This is a genomic window from Hymenobacter mellowenesis, assembly GCF_030581005.1.
GTDB lineage: Bacteria > Bacteroidota > Bacteroidia > Cytophagales > Hymenobacteraceae > Hymenobacter > Hymenobacter mellowenesis.
In genome coordinates this window covers 749,453-768,338 of sequence record NZ_JAUQSX010000001.1, presented here as the reverse complement: position 1 = coordinate 768,338, position 18,886 = coordinate 749,453, and the positions used below count along the sequence as shown (strand labels likewise).

At 62.8% G+C, this 18,886-nt stretch carries 18 protein-coding genes; 5 read left to right on the top strand and 13 right to left on the bottom strand.

Translation table 11 applies throughout. From position 1 onward, the window contains the following. Positions 1–61 precede the first annotated feature (61 nt). Together ruvB and queG are read left to right on the top strand one after the other, a co-directional pair. Positions 62–1,117: a Holliday junction branch migration DNA helicase RuvB gene (ruvB, locus tag Q5H92_RS03105; protein WP_305010021.1), complete on the top strand. Its 1,056-nt coding sequence runs from the start codon at positions 62–64 to the stop codon at positions 1,115–1,117. 145 nt (positions 1,118–1,262) lie between these two features. Next, the gene (gene queG / locus Q5H92_RS03100; RefSeq protein ID WP_305010020.1) at positions 1,263–2,222 is read left to right on the top strand and encodes a tRNA epoxyqueuosine(34) reductase QueG; all 960 of its coding nucleotides are present in this window, start codon (positions 1,263–1,265) and stop codon (positions 2,220–2,222) included. Here the strand turns inward: queG and Q5H92_RS03095 are convergent. The 7 genes from Q5H92_RS03095 to Q5H92_RS03065 all read right to left on the bottom strand — a co-directional run bounded on the left by Q5H92_RS03095 (position 2,219) and on the right by Q5H92_RS03065 (position 8,127). Continuing rightward, a complete protein-coding gene (locus tag Q5H92_RS03095) occupies positions 2,219–2,434 on the bottom strand; it encodes a hypothetical protein (protein WP_305010019.1) in 216 nt (71 codons plus the stop codon). The two genes, queG and Q5H92_RS03095, sit on opposite strands and share 4 nt — an antisense overlap. 225 nt (positions 2,435–2,659) lie before the next feature. Then, complete coding sequence (locus Q5H92_RS03090; protein ID WP_305010018.1) at positions 2,660–3,514, bottom strand: ferritin-like domain-containing protein; 855 nt, start codon at positions 3,512–3,514, stop codon at positions 2,660–2,662. A 49-nt stretch (positions 3,515–3,563) separates the two neighbouring features. Beyond that, the gene (locus Q5H92_RS03085; RefSeq protein WP_305010017.1) at positions 3,564–4,319 is read right to left on the bottom strand and encodes a ferritin-like domain-containing protein; all 756 of its coding nucleotides are present in this window, start codon (positions 4,317–4,319) and stop codon (positions 3,564–3,566) included. Between the two features lie 171 nt (positions 4,320–4,490). Beyond that, entirely contained in the window at positions 4,491–5,375 is an 885-nt protein-coding gene (locus Q5H92_RS03080) for a ferritin-like domain-containing protein (protein ID WP_305010016.1), read from the bottom strand. Positions 5,376–5,407: 32 nt separating this feature from the next. Then, entirely contained in the window at positions 5,408–6,100 is a 693-nt protein-coding gene (locus tag Q5H92_RS03075) for a ferritin-like domain-containing protein (protein WP_305010015.1), read from the bottom strand. 243 nt (positions 6,101–6,343) lie between these two features. Next, positions 6,344–7,318, bottom strand: coding sequence for a ferritin-like domain-containing protein (locus Q5H92_RS03070; RefSeq protein WP_305010014.1), 975 nt, complete (start codon positions 7,316–7,318; stop codon positions 6,344–6,346). Positions 7,319–7,353: 35 nt separating this feature from the next. Beyond that, on the bottom strand, positions 7,354–8,127 hold the full coding sequence (locus Q5H92_RS03065) for a ferritin-like domain-containing protein (RefSeq protein ID WP_305010013.1): 774 nt from the start codon (positions 8,125–8,127) through the stop codon (positions 7,354–7,356). Between the two features lie 296 nt (positions 8,128–8,423). Here Q5H92_RS03065 and Q5H92_RS03060 point away from each other — a divergent pair, with 296 nt between their 5' ends. Then, a complete protein-coding gene (locus Q5H92_RS03060; RefSeq protein ID WP_305010012.1) occupies positions 8,424–9,923 on the top strand; it encodes a BatD family protein in 1,500 nt (499 codons plus the stop codon). Between the two features lie 161 nt (positions 9,924–10,084). Next, a complete protein-coding gene (aroC, locus tag Q5H92_RS03055) occupies positions 10,085–11,164 on the top strand; it encodes a chorismate synthase (protein WP_305010011.1) in 1,080 nt (359 codons plus the stop codon). Here the strand turns inward: aroC and Q5H92_RS03050 are convergent. Further along, a complete protein-coding gene (locus tag Q5H92_RS03050; protein WP_305010010.1) occupies positions 11,161–13,431 on the bottom strand; it encodes an OmpA family protein in 2,271 nt (756 codons plus the stop codon). The two genes, aroC and Q5H92_RS03050, sit on opposite strands and share 4 nt — an antisense overlap. 241 nt (positions 13,432–13,672) lie before the next feature. Here Q5H92_RS03050 and Q5H92_RS03045 point away from each other — a divergent pair, with 241 nt between their 5' ends. Continuing rightward, the gene (locus Q5H92_RS03045; protein WP_305010009.1) at positions 13,673–14,272 is read left to right on the top strand and encodes a NifU family protein; all 600 of its coding nucleotides are present in this window, start codon (positions 13,673–13,675) and stop codon (positions 14,270–14,272) included. Positions 14,273–14,478: 206 nt separating this feature from the next. Here Q5H92_RS03045 and Q5H92_RS03040 read toward each other — a convergent pair whose 3' ends face one another. The 5 genes from Q5H92_RS03040 to Q5H92_RS03020 all read right to left on the bottom strand — a co-directional run bounded on the left by Q5H92_RS03040 (position 14,479) and on the right by Q5H92_RS03020 (position 18,703). Continuing rightward, positions 14,479–15,399, bottom strand: a complete 921-nt coding sequence (locus Q5H92_RS03040; protein WP_305010008.1) for a DUF5777 family beta-barrel protein — start codon at positions 15,397–15,399, stop codon at positions 14,479–14,481. Between the two features lie 28 nt (positions 15,400–15,427). Next, entirely contained in the window at positions 15,428–16,018 is a 591-nt protein-coding gene (locus Q5H92_RS03035; protein ID WP_305010007.1) for a YceI family protein, read from the bottom strand. Positions 16,019–16,031: 13 nt separating this feature from the next. Then, a complete protein-coding gene (locus tag Q5H92_RS03030; RefSeq protein ID WP_305010006.1) occupies positions 16,032–16,433 on the bottom strand; it encodes a c-type cytochrome in 402 nt (133 codons plus the stop codon). 91 nt (positions 16,434–16,524) lie between these two features. Then, positions 16,525–17,268 carry a porin family protein gene (locus tag Q5H92_RS03025; protein WP_305010005.1) on the bottom strand — a complete coding sequence of 248 codons (744 nt, stop codon included), beginning with the start codon at positions 17,266–17,268 and terminating at the stop codon, positions 16,525–16,527. Between the two features lie 820 nt (positions 17,269–18,088). Beyond that, positions 18,089–18,703 (bottom strand): RNA polymerase sigma factor, encoded by a 615-nt coding sequence (locus tag Q5H92_RS03020; protein ID WP_305010004.1) that lies wholly within the window; start codon positions 18,701–18,703, stop codon positions 18,089–18,091. Between the last annotated feature and the right edge of the window lie 183 nt (positions 18,704–18,886).

Genomic DNA, 18,886 nt, shown 5'->3' with positions numbered 1-18,886 from the left:
CTCGTAACTTAGTTACTCATACGCTTAGCAAGCGCCGACCAATCATTTTAGCAATATCATTATGCGCGAAGCCTATCTCACCGGCGGAACCGACGGATTCGATGCCACCGACAAGGACATCGACAAAGCCCTCCGCCCGCTCAGTTTCGACGATTTCACGGGCCAGGACAAGATTCTGGAAAACCTGAAAGTGTTCGTGGCCGCCGCCAAGCAGCGCGGCGACGCCCTCGACCACGTGCTGCTGCACGGCCCTCCCGGCCTGGGCAAAACCACCCTCTCGCACATCATCGCCAACGAGTTGGGCTCGGGCATCAAGATGACCAGCGGCCCGGTGCTGGATAAGCCCTCCGACCTGGCTGGCCTGCTCACCAACCTAGAGCCGCACGACGTGCTGTTCATCGATGAAATCCACCGCCTCAACCCCGTGGTGGAAGAGTACCTGTACTCGGCGATGGAGGACTACCGCATCGACATCATGCTCGATTCGGGCCCCAACGCCCGCTCGGTGCAGATTTCGCTTTCGCCCTTCACCCTCGTGGGCGCTACCACGCGCTCGGGCATGCTCACGGCGCCGCTGCGGGCCCGCTTCGGCATCTCGGCTCGTTTGGAGTATTATGATTCCAAGCTGCTGACCACCATCGTGCAGCGCTCGGCTGAAATTTTGGGCACGCCCATCCATGAGGATGCGGCTTTTGAAATTGCCCGCCGCTCGCGCGGTACGCCTCGTATTGCCAACAACCTGCTGCGCCGCACCCGCGACTTCGCTCAAATTAAAGGCGACGGCACCATCACGGTCGATATCGCGCAGTTTGCTTTGAATGCCTTGGACGTGGACGCCCGCGGCCTCGACGACATGGATAAGCGCATTCTGACCACCATCATCGACAAGTTCAAGGGCGGCCCGGTGGGTATCAGCACCATCGCCACGGCTTGCGGCGAGGAGGGCGAAACCATCGAGGAAGTGTACGAGCCTTTCCTGATTCAAGAAGGCTACATCAAGCGCACCTCGCGCGGCCGCGAGGCCACCGAGGCCGCGTACCAGCACCTGGGTCGCCTGCTGCCGAACCACTTGCGTGGTAACAACGGCGTGAGTTTGTTCGACGAAATAACGTCGTAATGTAGCGTGGACTCTGCGAGTCCTCGCTTTGTTCACACGATGCTACACCTGCGCGGACTCGCAGAGTCCACGCTACACCACGGAACGCGCCGCCCCCAGCGGCGCGTTTCCTGTTTCTTTGCAGCTCAGTTTCGCTTTATTGCCCATGCTTCCTCCCTCACAGTGGGCTCCCTTTATCAAGCGCCGTGCGGCGGAGCTGGGCTTCATGGCCTGCGGCATTTCAAAGGCTGAATTCTTGGAAGAAGAAGCTCCGCGCCTCGAAACCTGGCTCACGCGCCGCATGAACGGCAAGATGGGCTACATGGAAAACCACTTTGACAAGCGCCTCGACCCGCGTCTGCTGGTGGACGGCGCTAAATCGGTGATTTCGCTGCTGCTCAACTACTACCCCGCGCCCGAAACCCAGCAGCCCGACGACACCCTCAAAATCAGTAAATACGCTTACGGTCGCGACTACCACTTCGTCATCAAAGACAAGCTGAAAACGCTGCTGGCCGACATGGAAGCCGAAATTGGTGCCATAGGCGGGCGTTGTTTTGTGGACTCCGCACCGGTGCTGGACAAGGCCTGGGCGAAGAAATCGGGCCTCGGCTGGGTGGGTAAAAATTCCAATCTGATAACGCCGGGCACGGGCTCTTTCTACTTCATCGCCGAGCTGATTGTGGACGTGGAACTGCCCGCCGACGGTCCCATCCGAGACTACTGCGGCACCTGCACCAAGTGCGTGGATGCCTGCCCCACCCAAGCCATCACCGAGCCCTACGTGGTGGACGGCAGCAAGTGCATCAGCTACTTCACCATTGAGCTCAAGGACCAGATTCCGACCGAAGTGGCCGGGCAGTTCGGCAACTGGGTATTTGGGTGCGACATCTGCCAGGACGTATGCCCTTGGAACCGCTTCTCTAAGCCGCACAATGAGCCGCAGTTCAACCCCGCGCCTGGCCTCAAAGACCTGACGCCTGGCGACTGGCGCGAAATCACCCACGAATTATTTACGGAGCTGTTCCGGCAGTCGGCCGTGAAGCGCACGGGCTACGAAGGGCTGAAACGCAACATCCGGTTTGTGACGGAAGGCCAGGAGGCCCTGCCACCCGCCAACGACTAGCCGACGCCGGCCACGGGAAAATCATCCCGGAAACGGCCGAACACACGCTTCAGCACGTGCCGGTATACCCGGGAAAACTGCTGGTAGCACCAGCTGCGGAAATCCGCCAACTCGGCCGGGAGCACCATGTTAAGAGCTTTGCGCAGTTCTTTCTCGAACAGCGCTTTGTTGAAGCTGACTTTTGTCAGAATAATTTTCACATATTCTAGCATCGGGTGGAGTACAAGGGCAGTGAAAAATGGGTGGAAACAGCGAACTCGCGATAAGAACAAGCTTGCCCGCCTTGATGATAGGAAAGGTACAATATATGGGAAGCCGAACGCAATCAGCAGAATGGTTCTAGGCTTTGGCAGGAGGCTTAATACGCGAAAAGAGCGGCCAGGGCCGCTCTTTTCGGGGGGAATGCCAAAATTTTGTATTCTCCTATATGACCTTGTTTAGAAGAATAAATTGAGTGCTGCCTGAGCCACCGCGCTGGTGATGGGCTCATCAAAAGCCTCAGCCAAAGCCGGGTCCTGAATGGCCGTATTGTCGCGCACCAGGAAGATGCTGGCCGTAGGCAAGGTAGCAGTGGTCGATACGGGTTGGGCCACGTTGGCCTCGCCGCCGGTGGCGGCCGTGGTGAGGGCCTGGGCCGCGGCGGGCCGCGCAATGGCCGTGTCTTTTTCGCTGGGCCAGTTGCTCACCGTGGCGCCGCGGCTGCGGCGCAGCCCGCGCACGTGGGCCGAGTGCTGGGCTTCCACGCTTTGCATGCGCAGCACGGCCCCGTTCAGGCGGTAATCGGAGAGGACGTTGAAGACGTGGTTTTTATAGAGCCGGACGCCAAAGTCCTCAATCTGCTGCGCCAGGGCCAGAAAATTGTCGTAGTTGGTGAAAACGGCCGGGAAAAGCTCCGGGTTGGCCGTCACGTTGCGCCGGCCGCTGAAGTCGAAAGTGGGCGTGGCCGGCACCACGCTGCCCGCGCCCTGCAAAGTCTGCGTCAGGAACGTGATGTGCTGGGTTTGGTGAGCCAGCAGGCGCTGGAAATCGGCGGTTTGGGCGGCCGGAATCAGGCCGGTGGCGGCCAGGGCCTGGGTGTAGAGGGCGGCTTGCAGGCGCTCGAGCTGCAGGAGTTGCAGCACGGCGTCCTGGGTCGAGTCCTGGGTGGCGGCGGTGGCCGGCAGGGCGCTTAGTGCGAGCGGCAGCGCGGCAGCGGCAGCCCGGCCCAGCTGCGCCAGCACGGCACGGCGCGGCGCGGCCGAAGTAGAGGCCGGCGTGGCGGCCAAATGGTCAAGCAAGGATATCAGCTTCATGCGAAAACCGGCGGGGCGGCTGTAGAAATAACGGGTAAGGCCGCGGCAATTAGCCGTTGGCGGTGCACAAGCCCGGGTCGGTGCTGGGGTTGGTGTCGGGGCAGGTGATGGACAGCACGTACGGCGCCAGGAACGGAGCCAGCGCTGCGAGCACCTCGGTAGGCGTTTTGGTGATGAGCTGACCGGTGCTGTTCACCACCGTGCTGTCGGCAAACGAGCCGGGCGTGAGTAAATCGCGAACGGTAGCCGCGTGCCGGGCCTGCACCGTCGACATCTTGAGCAGCAGCGTGCGGGCGTAGCTGTTTGAGGTGGTGAAGAACGGCACAATCACCGGATAGGCCGCCGCCGCCAAGTCTTCAAGCTGCAGGGCGGCCGCCAGCACCCCGGCCCGCGACGTGAGCGTGAACCGCGTGAGGATGAAGGCAAAATCCGAAGGGAAAAGGGCCTTGGCGCGGGTGGGGTCAATGAGATATTTCAGCGTTTCGCGGTGCACCACTTCGTGGTCGCGCATATCGGCAAAAATGGCCCGTTCGGCGGCCGGCAGGTCACCGGGAGGCGAGTCGACCACCTTCTGATAGGTGGTGGATTTGGCCAGCGACAGCAGGTACGCGTAGTACAGCATGCCCTGGTTGCCCTGGGGCAGCAAAATCTGGTTGGTGTCGACGGTCGGCGTGGGGGTGGAGGAGGTGTCGCAGCCCGCTACCACTAGGGCAGCCGAAGCCGCCGATGCGGCCGAAACCTGCAAAAACAAGCGTCGCCCCAGCGACTGCTCCCGCCAGGCGGGCAAATGAGAGTGGTCAGACATTCGTAAAATATTCAAGCCAGCCCGCCAACCCGATAAGCCGGGCCCCAGCCATTACAAAGGTACTCCCTGCCCGTCCAATGGTTGCAAAGCCCCCACAACAAAGCCGGCCCCGCGCAAGCAGAACCGGCTCCATAAGCTGAATTGGGCCGAAAAAGTGTCCTGTTAGCTGGTTTATGCCAACAAGCCGCCCGCCCGCGAAGCGTCCACCACCTCGGCGGGTTGCAGTACCTGGTCGAAAGCCGCTGCCGCATCGGCTGCGCTATAAACGGCCGGAGCCGTGGTAATGCCCGTAGTGAGCGGCACGGTGCCTATCACGGTGCTGGATTCGGCAGGGCTGGCAGTGCTATAGGCCGGAATGCCAAACGCGCCCCCGGCGGTGGTTACCTGCGTGCTGGTGGTCCCGGTCACGCCGCTGGTATAGGTCGGGTCCGTGGCCAGGTCGTCGGCACTGTTCACCCAGGGCAGCTGGCCGCGCATGAGGCGAATGTGCGCCGCGTGGCGGGCTTCTACGGAGTGAATCTGGAGTGCCGTGGTGAGCAAGGTGGTGCCCACGAGCTCGGCCGCGCGGCCCTTGTAGGCCCGCACGCCGGTGTCTTCCAGCAGCTGGGCTACGCGCAGTTGCCCGGCGTAGGTGCTCGGAAAGGCCGACGGCTTGAAGCGAATGCCCGTGGTGGCTGTGCCCGTGACGGGCGTGCCGCCCGCCGCCTGAATGGTGCGCGTGAGCAGGGCCACATGAGCGTCTTCGTGCTTTTTGATTTGGGTGATGGCGGCCGTGGCCGTGGCATTGGGCAGGGTGCCGGCGGCCAGAAACAGCCGGTAGAAGTCGGCTTCGAGCAGCTCCAGGGTCAGGGCGTAGTTCAGCACATCCACGGGCGTGGAGGTGGTGCCGGCGTAGGCTTTCTGAAACAGCGCGCCCAGAAACAGCGGCGTAGCGGCCAGCGCCGAGCGTTTGGCCACCGAGCCCAGTGAGCTGAACACCGCGCGCCGCGAATCGAAACGGTCCAGCACGTCGGGGTCTACGGCCGCCAGCTGGTCAATAATCTGAAAAAAATTCATGATGCGAAGAATGACGAAGGGAGGAAAACGGGCTACTTGCCCACGCTGCTGGCGTCCAGCTTCTCGGTGATGAAGGGCTGGGCGGCGGCGATGACGTCGGTGGGTGTCATCTGCTTGTCGAGGCCGGTGGCGTCCACCTGGTTGTCGTCGGCAAATGAGCCCGGTGACAGCAGGTCGCGGATGAGGGCGGCGTGGCGGGCCTCCACCGACACAATCTGGCCGGCAATAGTGAGGTAGGTCTGCGATTTCAGCAGCACGCCCGCGCCGTTGTAGGCGGCCACGCCCAGGTCTTCAAACGTTTTGGCGGCGTTCAGCACACTGGCCCGGCTGCTGAAGTTGATGCTGGTAAAAATGGGTGTGAGCGTGGGCAGCAGCGAGCCGCCCGCGCCGGAAATGGCGGTTTTCAGAAAGTCGCGGTGAATGGCTTCGTGGGTGGCAATCTGGGTGAAGTAGGCCAGCTCGCCGGACAGAAAATCGGCGGCCGGCGTTTTCACCACCTGCGCATAAAAGGCGGCTTCGAGCTGCTCCAGCGCATACGCGTAGTTGAGCATGCCCACATCGCCGGTGCCAAGGCTAATGCTGCTGACCGGGACAATGGCCGCCGGGTCGCTGTCTTTGGAGCAGCCGGCCAGCGCGAGGGCCGTAGCTCCCGCCGTGGCGCCGGCATATTGGAAAAACGAGCGCCGCTTGATGGGCGTGTGCAGCGGCTGAAGAGTATCAGACATGAAAAAACAAAATATGAGGCTGGGCACCCGCCCAAGCCTTGCTACAACAAGCAAGAGCCCACGCAAGGCCCGGAGGTTGTACGGTTGAACAAGTAAAAGTAACGGCCCGGCAACGGAAGTCGCTCGTCGGGACCGCAACAGCTACCCAACAGGCGCCGCGCTGGCTGCCTGGCGGGCACAAAAAAAGGGCCGACCCGCAGGTCAGCCCTTTTCATTGGCAAATTACGTGGCAGAGCCGAAAGGCTACGCCAGGAAGGTGCTGCCGTTCACTACAAAGGTGCGGGCGATGGTTTTTACCGTCGTCACGTCGAGGGCCTCATCAAAAGCCTCCGTGATAGCCACAGCGAAGGCGGCCGCCGACAGGCCGGTGGTGTTGGGCAAACCAGTCAGGTTCGTACCGCCTTGGGTGGTGTTGCTTTCGGCATCAAACGTCACGTTCGTAGGGGCGTTGGTGTTGTTGCCCGCGCCGTAGATAGGAGCCGTCTGGGTAGGCGAAGCACCACCGTTGTCGGTACCGGAAATCCAGCTTTTGGGGGCAGCGTTGTAAGGTGCCACCGGCACGCCTTGCGAGGCAGCATTATTGTTGGGGCCGGCGCGGCGCATGGCGCGCAGACGAGAAGCGTGGCGGGCTTCCACCGAGTGAATGTTGAGGGCCGCCGTGAGCACAGTTTTGTTGCTCATCAACAGCGCTGCGCCGCCTTTGTAGGCACGCACGCCGGTATCTTCCAGCGACTGGGCCACAGCGAGGTAGGTGGCCGGGTTGGTGAATACGTCGGCAAATGGGCCGCCAGCGGAACCCTTGCCGCCGGTGAAGTCGAACGTAGCAGTGGTGGGGGCCGCAATAGCCGCCGTGCCCAGCACCCCGCGCAGGAAGGTTACGTGGTTGGCCTCATCGATTCTGATGAGTTCCAGCGCCGCCTTATTGGTCGCGCTGAGGCCACTCTGCAAGGTAGTAGAAGCCTGGCCGGCGTTGTAGAAATACGATTCCAGGTACTCCAGGCTCAGAGCGAAGTTGAGCACATCGTTCACCGTAGCGCCCACTGGCGTCTGGGCATACGCTTTATTGAAAATGGCACCCAGCGCCAGCGGCACGGCAGCCGCCGTGAGCTTCTGGCCGAGACCGGTCATGTGCTTGAAAATGCTGCGACGCGAGTCGAGGCGGTCGTACACTTCCGGGTCCACTTTCTCGATTTCCGAGATGATTTGGAAAAAATTCATGGCGAAGAGAATTCAGAGTTGAAGAGAAAGGGATATTATTTCAGGCCCGAAACGTTGAGCTTGGAGCCTTCGGCCAGGAAAGTGTTGGCCACGGCCACTACTTCGGACGGCGTCTTCGAGCGCTCCTGGCTGGAGCCGCTGGAACCGGCCCCGCCGGCGCTGGCGCTGTTGTTGGCGCTGCTGATGGTCACGACGTCGTTGCCTACGAACGAGCCTTCCATCACCAAGTCGCGGATGATGGCGGCGTGGCGTGCTTCCACCGATACGATTTTGCCGGCCAGCGTGAGGTACAGCGGCGAGCTGATGTACTGGCCCGCGCCGTTGTAAGCCGCTACGCCGAGGTCTTCGAACGCCATGGCAGTGCCCAGCACGCTGGTGCGGCTGTTGAAGTCAATTTTGGAGAAGTCCGGCGTCAGGCTGTCGCTGATGCGGCCGCTCGTGATGGCCGCCTTGAAGAATTCGCGGTGAATAACTTCGTGGTAGTAGAGGTCGTCCAGAATCTGCTTCTCGGCGCTGGCAGAGCCCAGGCCGGTGTAGTAGGTGCCGGTGCGCAGGCGGGTGTAGAAACCGGCTTCGAGTTGCTCCAGCGCATAGGCGTAGTTCAGCACGCCGGTATCACCCGAGCCCACATTGATGAGGTTATCAGAAGTAACAGGGTCGTTGTCTTTCGAGCAGCCGGCCATCACCAGGGCCGTAGCACCTGCCGTGGCGCCGGCATACATGAAGAAGGAGCGACGCTTAATGGGCGTGTACAGCGGCTGGGCGAACGAAGCATCGTCGGAGCCACGGGGCTGGAGATTGTCGGACATGGTGAAAATAGGTTAGGTGAAAAAAACGATTTGGTGGGAAAAGGCAATAAGAATCCGCACGGCGCCGAAGAGCCATTTTTTGGAGAATTAAGCCAGCATTGTTGAGGTGTTGTGTGGGCAGATACGGCAACAGGGAGTATGAAGGATTCATAAAACCCAAATTTTGTGTTGCGAATGCTGTAAAAGTTGATTATATCAGGATTGACAGCATTGCTAAAAAGTGGGGATTCCGTTGCTGAGGGCTACTTTTAAGGTCTGCTAAAGCGCCGGCAACTATGCGAATACTTTTTAGGCAAATGCTGTGGCTCTGGTGGCTGGTGGGGGCGGCAGCGGCCGCCGCGCAGCCCGCTGCCCCCGCCACTAGCCCGTCCAAGCCCGCCAGCACCGCGCCGGCCGACGTGGCCCTGGTTCCGGGCCCGGCTGCGCTGCCCGTCACGGGCGTTTTCACGCTGGCGTTCCGGCTGCGAGGCGGCACCCTGGAAAAATATTCCGAATTCCCCGAGCTGGAAGGCTTCAAAAAAACCGGCAAAACCCGCACCAATACCACGCGCACGGTGCAGGGCCGGCGCTTCGTGGATGTGACCATCACGCAGCGCTACGTGCCCTACGGCGAAGGCGATGTCGTCATCAAACCCTTCCAAATCACGGTGAACGGAGTGGTGCTGCGCGGCGGCGGCAACACCGTGCACGTGGGCCCGGCCCCGGTGCCCAACCCCGGCACCCTCACCAAGCCGGCCAACCCCACCGCGCCCCTGCAAGCCGTGGCCGACCTCGACAAGATGTTTGGCAAGCCCAAGGCCGTGCTCTACCAGGACGTGCCCGACCACGCCTTTCTGGCGGTGGTGGCCGAGCAGCCGCGCGTGTTTGTGGGCGAAGGCGTGCGCGTGGGCCTGTATTTCTACCTCAAGCCCGAAGACCAGGCCCTGCTGGCCTTTCACGATTTCAACGACCAGCTGCCGCCGCTGCTGCACGAGCTGCACCAGCCTACGGCATGGCAGGAGCCCGGCCCAGAAGCCAGCGTTACGCCCGATACCGTGCGCCACCTGGGCCAGAAATACCTGCGCTTCCGGCTGGCCGAAAATATTTATTATCCGCTCACGGCCCAGCCTCTGCGCTTCCCGCCCCTGGCCCTGACGATGGTGAAATTCAAAGTGCTGAAAAAGCCCGAGCCGGGCCAGGACAACCGCCTGGCGGGTTACAAAACCTACTACGCGCCGGGCGTGGCGGTGCAGGTGCGGGCCTTGCCGCAGGCGGCTCGACAGGGCGCGGTGGCAGTGGGTTCGTTTGAGGTGCGGGAGGCCATCAGCCGCACCCAATTTCGGGTGGGCGAGTCGTTCACTTACTCATTCGGGGTAGAGGGCCGCGGCAACCTGGCGGCCGTGCTGGCACCCGCGTGGCCCACCCGCCCGGGGCTGGAAGTGTTTGGCTCCGAGGTGAAAGAAGAACCCGTGCCGGGCGGCGGGCGCAAAATGTTTCGCTACCGGCTGGTGGCGCGCCGCCCGGGCGTGCTGCCGCTCGACAGCCTCATCAGCCTGGTGGTTTTCAACCCAACTAAGGCGCGCTACGACACGCTCCGGCCCGAAGTGCGCCCCGATGTGCGCGGCGTGGTGGCGGCCCCCGCCCCCTTGCCCAGGCCCGAGGACGACCCCTTCTACGGCCCCGCGCTGGCCAGTGCCGACGACACCCTGCAGTCGATGGACGTGTACCGCGACGTGCGCCGCTACGCCGACTGGCTGCTCATCGGGCTGGCCGGGGTGGCGGCCTTCGGCTGGTGGCGGGCGGGGCAGCGGGCGTAGTTTTGGGGCCAGTGCTGGGGAGAAAAAACGTCATGCAGAGCGTAGCGAAGCATCTCGCCAGTGGCAGCAATTAATTCTGTGACGCGAACGATAATAATTATTGTGGCGGGCAAGATGCTTCGCTACGCTCTGCATGACGTTCTTTTTTAATCATTAAAACTATGTCCAACACCTTCGGCTCCCTCTTTCGCATCACCACCTTTGGCGAGTCGCACGGGGCGGGCATCGGCGTGACTATCGACGGCTGCCCGGCCGGTGTGGCCGTGGAGGCCGCGCAGATTCAGGCGGCGCTGGACCGGCGCCGACCCGGCCAGTCTGACCTCACCACGCCGCGCAAGGAGGCTGATACCGTCCAGATTCAGTCGGGCCTGTTTGAGGGCTTTACCACCGGCACGCCCATCAGCCTGTTCATCCCGAACGCTGACCAGCGCTCCGACGACTACTCGCACATTGCCCACGCCTACCGCGCCAGCCACGCCGACTACACCTACGACGTGAAATACGGCCGGCGCGACTACCGCGGCGGCGGCCGCAGCTCGGCCCGCGAAACGGCTGCCCGCGTGGCGGCCGGCGCCGTGGCCATGCAGCTGCTGGCGCATTTCGGGGTCGAAATTGCCGCCTACGTGTCGGCCGTGGGTGAGGTAGAAGTGCCTCTGGAGTATCAGGAGCTGGACTTAAGCCTCATCGACAGCAACCCCGTGCGCTGCCCGCACCCCGAAACGGCCGCGCTGATGGAGGCCCGCATCCGGGCGGCCCAGGCGGCGCGCGATACGGTGGGCGGCGTGATTACGGGCGTAGCGCGCCATGTGCCCGCCGGGCTGGGCGAGCCCGTGTTCGACAAGCTGCCGGCCGTGCTGGGACACGCCTTGCTCAGCATCAATGCGGTGAAAGGGTTTGAATTCGGCTCCGGGTTTGAAGGCACGAAGCTGCCCGGCTCGGTGCACAACGACGAATTTTACACCGACGAAACCGGCGCCGTGCGCACCCGCACCAACCACAGCGGCGGCAGCCAGGGCGGCATCAGCAACGGCCAGGACATTTATTTCCGCGTCGCCTTCAAGCCAGTGGCTACGCTGCTCCAGCCCCAGCAAACCATCAACGACCAGGGCGAGGCCGTGACGCTGGTGGGCCGCGGCCGCCACGATGCCTGCGTGCTGCCCCGCGCCGTGCCCATCGTAGAAGCCATGACGCAGCTGGTGCTGGCCGATTTGCTGCTGCGGGCCCGCTCCAACCGGCTTTAACGCTTCACAATCACAAATTCGACGCGGCGATTGCGGGCTTTGTTGGCCTCAGTGTCGTTGGCCGCCACGGGCCGCGAGCCCCCGTAGCCCCGGGTGCTGAGGCGAGCGGGCGCAATTTTTTGCCGCACTAGATAGGCCTTCACCGCCTGGGTGCGCTGCTCGCTGAGCACCTGGTTGGGCTTGGGGTCCTTGGCGTCGCCGGTGTTGTCGGTATGGCCGTCGAGGCGGATTTCCAGGCCCGGGTGCTCGGTCAGCGTCTGGGCCAGGCGGTTGAGCTCGGGGAAGGAAGCTGGCAGCAATTCGGCCTTGCCGCGCACGAAAAACAGGTTGTTCAGGGCAATGTGTTCTTCGGCTGCGGCCGCGATGGCCACGGGCGGCGCCACGGCCACACCACTCAACTGCCGGGGCACGGCGGCAGCGGCGGGGCGGGCAACTTGCAGGGCCGTCGCTTTGGCGGCCAGTGCTTCGGTGGGCGCCGTCAGGGGCATGAGGTACAGGTCCTGGGTTACCTGGCCGTATTTCGTGGCCGTAGTCAGGTTCAGGCTTTCATTCACCGACAGGTAGCCGGGGGCCGTGGCGCGCAGGCCGTACTGCTGCCCGGCCGGCAGGGTGGCTTCGAACGAGCCGGCCACGGCGGGCAGCACCACGCCGGCCTCGGTGCCGGTGGGCAGCTGCTCGTAGCGCACCTCGGCCGTGGTAATGGCTTGGCCCGTGCGGGCGTCGAGCACCCGGCCGCGCACCAGCACGGCGGGGGCCGGCTTGAGCGCCGCTGGCAGCACCACCCGAAAGATATCGCCCAGGTGCCCCGGTCCGGTATCGCTCACCAAATAGGCCACGTCGCCGGCGGCGGAGGTGGAATAATAGCTGTCGCCCAGCGGCGTGTTGATGCTTGGTCCCAGGTTCAGCGGCTCGCTCCACCGGGTCCAGGTATCATCGAGGCGGGTGCTCATAAAAATGTCGAGCCCTCCGTAGCCGGGGTGGCCATCCGAGGCGAAATAGAGGGTTTTGCCATCGGGAGCCAGAAAAGGGGATACCTCTCGGGCGGGCGTATTGATGGGGGCAGGCAGCAGGGCCGGGGCCGACCAGGAACCGTCCGGCTGACGCCGGCAGAGGTAAAGGTCGGTGTTGCCGAGTGCCGTGGTGAGAGACGCCGAGCGTAGCAGGATGGTGCCGCTGGCATCGAGGCAATACGTCGAGTTGCGCCGCGCAAAGTCCGGCCGGTAGCCGGTGCCTTCGGGCAGGGCCTCGGGGACGGTCCAGGTACCATCGGGGAGGTGGCGGGTGCGCGACAAGCCCGGGCCCAGCAGATTGCCGTCCGGTCCGTAGCGGTTGTTGATGAGCAGCGTTTGGCCATCGGGCGACACGTGCTGGGGGTAGTCCGAAGCGGCTGTATTGATGGGTGGCCCCAGCGCCTGTACGTGTCCCCAGCTGCCATCGGAGTTGCGTTCGGCCACGTAGACGTCGGAGTTGAAGGCTATGGCATCGTCGAGGGCGTTGTAATTGCCCATCACCCGCGAGAAATACAGGAACCGCCCGTCGGCCGAAACCAGCGGAGTCACTTCATAGCGCTCCGTGTTCAGGCTGGGGGCCTCCAGGCGTTCGCGCTTCAGAGTAGCGGGCAGGCCCGGGGCCAGCCGAATGGGGTGGTGGTGCCAGAGGCGCAGGCGGCGCAGGGTCACGGCGCCCCCGGATTCCACCGTCAGGCCGAAGTCCGGGCCGGGCGGGTTGGGCCAGGGCTGCCGCAGCACTTGGTGGCCATCTACCCAATACGTTACCTCGGCTCCCGCGCGGGCAATGCGGATGGTGTGCCAATCGGCTGGGGCTACGGCAGTGGGGAGGGGCATGGTGGCCAGCATGGTCCAGGCGCCGGCTTGCAAGCGAAATACCGTCGCGGTAGGAGCCGCCAGCGCGAGGTTCAACTGCGTGGTAGTGAGTTGCTCGGCCGTGCCCACGCGCTGCCCACCCCAATACACGCCAAAACTTCCCTGGCCGCGCAACTCACCCTCTATCACAAAGTCCTGCTGCTGGTTCAGGGCCGGTCCGTAGGGCTCAATGGGAATGTTGCTGAAAGTAGTGCCGAGGGATTGGAAGGAATAGCCAGTCGCGGTTATCTCCCCCACCAGGTTGGGGATGCGGCCCACCCAGTAGTGGCGGGCCTGCTGAAACGTCTCATCCATGAGCAAATCAGGCGGCAGCTGCTGGCCCCGGCTCTCGGCCGGATTCAGCAGCGCCAAACCGATTAGTAGCGCGGGCGCCAAGTATTTCATGCTGCTTAGTAGTAGGGAGAAAGTCGTGTTATCGGCCCGAGCCAGCGGTTTCGATGCGGCGGTTCGGCCCGCCGGCAAGGTAGGGCCGGGGTGGGCCGGCGCGCCATCCGTGCCAGCGCGTATTTTTCTGGGCCGGGGCAATCAATGTAGCTACATTTGCAACCTCCGATGCCCCGACGCGGTTGTACCTTTGCCGCTGCAAACGCGTCAAGCTTCCCCCTTGATTTTAAGCCCCCCAGCCATGTCTGTTTCCATCTATGCCGAAGCTTCTCCCAACCCGGAGAGCATGAAATTTGTGCTCAACAACAACCTGCTGGTTGATGGCGTGAGCGTGGATTACCCCAACCTCGAAGCCGCCGCCAACTCGCCGCTGGCGCAGGAGCTGTTTAACTTCGACTACGTGGGCCGCGTGTTCATCGCCCAGAACTTCGTGACCGTGACCAAAACGCAGCCCGACCTGGGCTGGACGCAGTTGATTCCCGAGCTGCGCCAGTTTCTGAAAGGCTACGTGGAGGCCGGCGGCCCCATCTTCACCGTCGACCCCGCCGCTGAGCAGAAAGCTGCCCAGGCCGCCGTGGCCGGCGACCCCACCCAGCAGGAAGGCCAGATTGCCCAGAAAGTCATCGACCTGCTCGACAACTACGTGCGCCCCGCCGTGGAACAGGACGGCGGCAACATCACCTTCAAAAGCTACCACGAAGGCATCGTGACCGTGAACCTGCAGGGCTCGTGCTCCGGCTGCCCCTCGGCCACCGTCACGCTGAAATCGGGCATCGAAAACCTGCTCAAGCGCATGGTGCCCGAGGTGCAAAGCGTCGTGGCCGAAGGTATTTTGGTGTAACCAAAAACGCCGGTCATTGCGAGCGGAGCGAAGCAATCCGTCCTGTTCTCAGCGACAAACATTCTAATGTGAGAAAGCCCCGGCACTGCGCAGCGCCGGGGCTTTTTGTGTTTTGAAAGGGCTCATCACAACTCAGGGCTGGTCGCGTCAGAGAGGACGGATTGCCGCGTTTCGCTACGCTCAACTCGCAATGACAGGCGCCCTCCTTACAACTGCGACTTGATAGTGAAATTCCGCGCCACGGTGAAGCCGAAATAGATGTCGCCTTTGAAGAAATTGCCTTCGGTTTGGGGCACGAAGAACTTCTCGGTCATGCCCTTGGAGTTGGTGACGTGGAGTTGGAACACGTGGCCGCCGGTTTCGATGTCGACGCCCAGGCCGAGGGCGTTATGGAAATTATCGGCCACGTAGCCGGGCAATACATAGAAATAGTCGGCGGTGAGGGCTACGCGCTTGGTCAGCTTCTGGCGCAGGCCCGCCCCGATGGAATACACATCGTTCTGCATGCCGGCCAGCGCCACGTAGTTGCGGTGGATAAGCGTGGGCATGAGCTGCACCGACAGGTTGGAGTTGAACTTGCGGGCGATGAGCACTTGGTAAGCATAGTCCAGCCGCGAGCCCACTCTGCGCTCTGAGGTATTGGCCACTTCGTTGAATTTGAGCGTGGTGATGGCCGACGACGCAAACAGGGTGACCGAAACCGGCACCGGCCGCGCGCCGCTGGTTTGGCGCAGGGCGCGGTATTTCAGGAAGCCGTCGAAGGTTTTCTCCTGCGAGCTGCGGCCCACGCCCACGGCCAGCCGGTCGCTCAGGCCGTACTCGAAGCTGAGGCGCAGTTCGGCATTGTCGAGGCCAAAAAACTCGTAAGCGCCGCTGTTGAGCGTGCCGAAGCGGTGCTGAATGAGGAAGGCCAGCGTGCCGTGCCCGGGCGTTTCGACGGACTGGGCATTGATGATGTGCGTGCCCTTGAACGTGGCGGCCACCGGCTCGCGCTTGGTCGAATCGGTGGTTTGTTTTTCGAGGTCGCGCAGCAAATCGGTTTGGGCGCGGGCGGGGCTGGTCAGTGCCAGCAGGCCGACCAGCAGCAGGCCTGCAAAGCAAAAATTAGTGTAAAAGTGACGGCGCATAAAAAGAGGAAATAGGCGGGAGGTTTGGTTAATGGGCCGGCGTGACGGCGCCCACGGCACCTGGGGCGGCGTCGCAGGCGAGAGCCACGCGCACGGTCACGATTTTGGCGATGTTGTTGCGCACGAGCAGCGGAATCTCGATGTTGTAGTCGGCCGTAGCCACCGGAAACACGGCGAATGCCAGCAACTGGCCGCCCTTCAATTCCACGCTGGCGGGCGCCTGAATGTGGTGCTTCACGCCGTGCAGGGTCAGGTCGCCTTCCACCTGCACGTTGTGCGGGCCGGCAGTGGCCAGCGTGGCCGCGTCGAAGCTCACGAAGCGGCCCGAGAAAGTGGCTTTCGGAAATTTATCCGACTCCATATAGTTCTCGTTGAAGTGTTCCTGCATCAGCGTGCGCTTGAACACGAAGCCCTTGATGGGCACCGAAAAAGCCAGCTGGCCGGCCGCAAAATCGAGTACGGCGGCCACCTGCTGGTTTTTTGCCTCGATGTCCTCGATGGGGCTGGCCGAAAAAAACGATACCTGCCCCGTTTTCGTCATGAACCTGCTTTGCGCGTGCGACTGGCTCAGGGCCGAGAGCGAAAAGAGCGCAAGCAGCAAAAAGGAAGGGCGTTTCATAGCAGAAAGAAGGTTAATTGTTGGGCTTGCCGGCTGCTATCCATTTCTCGATGCGCTGGATGTCGCATTCCGAAAGCATGTCGCGGCCCTGCGGCATGGCAATGGCGTTGGGAGCGTGCCGGATGCTGCCGATGATTTTGGCGGGCGAGAAGTAGCGGTTGATGGCGGCGTAGTCGCCAAAATTATTGCCGCTGCCTTTTGTCGTGTACACGGTGGTGCCGTGGCATTCGCGGCAGTGGGCGTCGAAAATGGGCGAGATGACGGCGCTGTAGGTCACGTTTTCGCTCGGCACGTCGCAGGCCGGCGCGGGCTCGCCGTGCGAGTAGGAGCAACCGGCCGCCAGGCCGAGCGCGAGGAGCGAGGCGCCCGCCAGCACGGGCCGCAGCAATGCAGAAAAAGAGTAGTTGACGGCCATACCGAACAGCATCAGAAGAAAAGAAAAAGAGAAGTCCGCTTGCGCTTGAAAACGGAAAGCTACGACGCGCGGCGGGCCTTTGCGCGCCTGCCTAAAACCCGTACTTCACCCCCAGAAACACGCCGGCACTGGTCAGCTTCACTTTGCCCGCGCCCACGCCGCCCAGTGGAACCTTGAAGTAGGGTTCGCCCTGCAGGCGCCAATGCCGCCCCAGGCTGCGCTCGTAGCCGGCCGACAGATTGAGGACGCTGAACAAGTGGTGGTTGGCGTTGACCAAGCCCGGCATGTCCCAGGGTTTGTAAACGCCGCCTTCCAGGTATTCATAGTTGTAGTTTTCGCGCTGCATGAAGAAGGACGACAAGCCCGCCGCGCCAAACCAGCGGGCGTTGTTCCGCACCAAGGCATCGTAGCGCAGGTTCAGCGGCACGTCGAGCACGGTGCATTTGCCTTCCACCCAGGTGATGTCGCGGGTTTGGGCCCGGGGGTAATTGGTCCAATCGTAGTCTTCGCGCCGGGCGTAATATTCTTTGTTGGCCCGCAGCAGGCCGGTGCTGATGCGCAGGCGGTTGGTGAGCTGGTATTCCAGCGTCAGGCCCAGGTTCAGGAGCGGCCGCTCCACGCTGGCAAACCGCACAGTGCTCACGTCGGGTGCTCCCACCAACCCAACAAAGAAGCGCGGCTGACGTGCCGCCAGCGCCGACGGCACCCCGGCGCCCGGGGCCAGCGGCATCGGCAGCGCATTCGTGGCTGCCAGCAGTACGTTCACCGCAACCGGTGCCAACGGCGCGTTATCGGTTTCAGGCGAAGAATCCGGGTTCTGGTCGGAGGCTGTCATTGCTACCGGCGCAGAGGAGGCGGCCGGCGCGCCCGCATTGCCAATGGCAAGCGTGGACTTGCTGCCTTCAGAACGTGAAGCAGCATCGTTGCGCTGAGTAAATGGAGCAGCATTGCGGCTGCGCGGCCTATTCTCAGCCAGGGCAGCGGGGCTGACAAATGCTGATGCGCTGGAAAGACGCGCTGGGAATTTTGCTTCAGCTGGCTTGGAGCGGCCCCGCCGTTCGGGCGTTGCTGCCGGAGCAAAAGCCAATTGCCGCTGGGCTTGCTGGCGGTTTTCTGCCAGCTGCGGGCTTTGCTGCGTGCGCTTTGGAACAACCACTGCGGCCAATAAATCCCGGGTTGCCGGCGCCGGATTCCGCACTGCCGGAGTCGTGCTCTTTGGCGAAAGCTCAGTCGAAGTCGTGGCCTTTGGCTCGTCTGCCGCCGCTGTCGCAGCCGCTACCGGGCCTTTTGCAGTTGGCGAAACGGCCGCAGCTCCCGAGGCTGCAACTGGAGCAACCGGAGCCAGCCGGTGGGCGCGCACAGTAGAGCCGGTGGGCGAAAATGCCGGCGAAGGCGTTGCCGAATGCTCGGTGGCTGTAGCAGCGGCCGTGGCTGGCGCGGTGGCCAAGCCAGCGGGCTTCCAAAGCAGCCAACCTAAACCCACAAAGGCCACAATAAGCACTTCGAGCGCGACAAAGCGCCACAGCTTGCGGCGCACAGTGCGCGCCACTTCTTCTTTGTCCAATTGGGTTTCCAGGCGCAGCCAGGCGTCCAGCGGGAAGGGCGCGGGCTCCGGCTCCGGCGGGTTTAGCCGTTGGAATGCGTTATCAATATCGTTATCCGACCACATAGCGGGCTGTTGAAATAGAAGTCATTTGGGCCAGCATGACGCGTAAATGGGCACGGGCCTTGAATAGATTGGACTTGGAAGTCCCCACCGAAATGCGCAGCTGCTCAGCAATTTCCTCGTGGCCAAAGCCATCAATCACCGCCAGGTTGAACACCGCCCGGTAGGCCGGCGGCAGGCGCTGCACCAGGCCCAGCAGCTCGTCGTAGCTCAGGGTGTCGAGGGGCGTGGCGGCCTGGTCGGCCTGGTTCAGGGTCACGTCGTCGAGCTCCTGCTGGTGCTGGTGGCGCTCGTTGGCGCGGTAGTGGTCGATGGCCGTGTGAATCATGATGCGCTTGAGCCAGCCCCGGAACGAGCCCGCCACGTCCTCGGGGTGGCGGGTGGCATCGAAACGGTACAAGTCGCGGAATACTTTCAGAAAGCCGTCGTTGGCCGCTTCCAGGGCTTGGTCCCGGTCGCGGGCGTAGCGCAGGCAAATGCCCATCGCAAACCCGTGGAACTGCCCGTACAGCCGGCGCTGGGCCACGCGGTCCTGCCGTTGGCAGGCGGCCAGCAGCTCCGGCAGCGTCGGGGGGGCAGAAGAAGAGGAGGAGAGGTGCAGCATACGCAGCAGTTGGGAGGGCTTCACTAGACCACTCGGAAGTTAAGCAAAATCGGTTGCCTGTCTATGAATAATGGAAGCAAAACGGCACCAAGCCACTGCCGGCGGGAACTGCGGTGGCGGGCGGCATAGGTAAGTGAGTCAGTGGCTTCCGGGCCTTACCTTTCGCCCCCATGCATTTCTTCC

Coding starts and splice junctions, on each gene's coding strand:
- ruvB (WP_305010021.1), top strand. CDS start 62: ATGCGCGAAGCCTATCTCACCGGCGGAACCGACGGATTCGATGCCACC.
- queG (WP_305010020.1), top strand. CDS start 1,263: ATGCTTCCTCCCTCACAGTGGGCTCCCTTTATCAAGCGCCGTGCGGCG.
- Q5H92_RS03095 (WP_305010019.1), bottom strand. CDS start 2,434: ATGCTAGAATATGTGAAAATTATTCTGACAAAAGTCAGCTTCAACAAA.
- Q5H92_RS03090 (WP_305010018.1), bottom strand. CDS start 3,514: ATGAAGCTGATATCCTTGCTTGACCATTTGGCCGCCACGCCGGCCTCT.
- Q5H92_RS03085 (WP_305010017.1), bottom strand. CDS start 4,319: ATGTCTGACCACTCTCATTTGCCCGCCTGGCGGGAGCAGTCGCTGGGG.
- Q5H92_RS03080 (WP_305010016.1), bottom strand. CDS start 5,375: ATGAATTTTTTTCAGATTATTGACCAGCTGGCGGCCGTAGACCCCGAC.
- Q5H92_RS03075 (WP_305010015.1), bottom strand. CDS start 6,100: ATGTCTGATACTCTTCAGCCGCTGCACACGCCCATCAAGCGGCGCTCG.
- Q5H92_RS03070 (WP_305010014.1), bottom strand. CDS start 7,318: ATGAATTTTTTCCAAATCATCTCGGAAATCGAGAAAGTGGACCCGGAA.
- Q5H92_RS03065 (WP_305010013.1), bottom strand. CDS start 8,127: ATGTCCGACAATCTCCAGCCCCGTGGCTCCGACGATGCTTCGTTCGCC.
- Q5H92_RS03060 (WP_305010012.1), top strand. CDS start 8,424: ATGCTGTGGCTCTGGTGGCTGGTGGGGGCGGCAGCGGCCGCCGCGCAG.
- aroC (WP_305010011.1), top strand. CDS start 10,085: ATGTCCAACACCTTCGGCTCCCTCTTTCGCATCACCACCTTTGGCGAG.
- Q5H92_RS03050 (WP_305010010.1), bottom strand. CDS start 13,431: ATGAAATACTTGGCGCCCGCGCTACTAATCGGTTTGGCGCTGCTGAAT.
- Q5H92_RS03045 (WP_305010009.1), top strand. CDS start 13,673: ATGTCTGTTTCCATCTATGCCGAAGCTTCTCCCAACCCGGAGAGCATG.
- Q5H92_RS03040 (WP_305010008.1), bottom strand. CDS start 15,399: ATGCGCCGTCACTTTTACACTAATTTTTGCTTTGCAGGCCTGCTGCTG.
- Q5H92_RS03035 (WP_305010007.1), bottom strand. CDS start 16,018: ATGAAACGCCCTTCCTTTTTGCTGCTTGCGCTCTTTTCGCTCTCGGCC.
- Q5H92_RS03030 (WP_305010006.1), bottom strand. CDS start 16,433: ATGGCCGTCAACTACTCTTTTTCTGCATTGCTGCGGCCCGTGCTGGCG.
- Q5H92_RS03025 (WP_305010005.1), bottom strand. CDS start 17,268: ATGACAGCCTCCGACCAGAACCCGGATTCTTCGCCTGAAACCGATAAC.
- Q5H92_RS03020 (WP_305010004.1), bottom strand. CDS start 18,703: ATGCTGCACCTCTCCTCCTCTTCTTCTGCCCCCCCGACGCTGCCGGAG.